Source organism: Ruegeria sp. BHSA123 (assembly GCF_059613425.1).
Window position 1 is genome coordinate 1 of the sequence record NZ_JBXWSL010000172.1, and the last position, 1,041, is coordinate 1,041.

The 1,041-nt window shown below is 61.3% G+C and carries 1 protein-coding gene; it reads left to right on the forward strand.

Features of this window, described 5'->3' with window-relative positions:
• Window positions 1-1,017: elongation factor Tu (tuf, locus tag AC2FNC_RS20845; protein ID WP_480496688.1), on the forward strand; the 1,017-nt coding region annotated here is incomplete at its 5' end.
• Window positions 1,018-1,041 lie beyond the last annotated feature (24 nt).

Genomic DNA, 1,041 nt, shown 5'->3' on the forward strand with positions numbered 1-1,041 from the left:
CGCGGCATCACCATCTCGACCGCGCATGTGGAATACGAGACCGACGCGCGCCACTATGCGCATGTCGACTGCCCCGGCCACGCCGACTACGTCAAGAACATGATCACCGGTGCTGCTCAGATGGACGGCGCGATCCTGGTTGTGAACGCCGCGGACGGCCCGATGCCGCAGACCCGCGAGCACATCCTGCTGGGCCGCCAGGTTGGCATCCCGAAGATGGTCGTGTTCATGAACAAGGTTGACCAGGTTGACGACGAAGAGCTGCTGGAACTGGTGGAAATGGAAATCCGCGAGCTGCTGTCTTCGTATGAATACCCCGGCGACGATATTCCGATCATCGCAGGTTCGGCTCTGGCCGCGATGGAAGGCCGTGACCCTGAAATCGGCGAGAACAAGATCCGCGAGCTGATGGCGGCTGTTGACGAATATATCGACACGCCCGAGCGTGCTGTTGACCAGCCGTTCCTGATGCCGATCGAAGACGTGTTCTCGATCTCGGGCCGTGGTACCGTTGTGACCGGCCGTATCGAGCGTGGCGTGATCAACGTTGGCGACGAGATCGAAATCGTCGGCATCCGCGACACCTCGAAAACCACCTGCACCGGCGTTGAAATGTTCCGCAAGCTGCTGGACCGCGGTGAAGCGGGCGACAACATCGGCGCCCTGCTGCGTGGTGTGGATCGTGACGGCGTTGAGCGTGGCCAGGTTCTGTGTAAGCCGGGTTCGGTGACACCGCACACCAAGTTCGAAGCCGAAGCCTATATCCTGACCAAGGAAGAAGGCGGCCGTCACACCCCGTTCTTCGCGAACTACCGTCCGCAGTTCTACTTCCGTACGACTGACGTGACCGGCACCGTGACCCTGGCGGAAGGCACCGAGATGGTCATGCCCGGCGACAACGTGTCGTTCGGCGTTGAACTGATCGCACCGATCGCGATGGAGCAGGGCCTGCGCTTCGCCATCCGCGAAGGCGGCCGCACCGTCGGCGCCGGCGTCGTGTCGAAGATTACTGAATAATTCGCACAAGCGAATGAACCAACG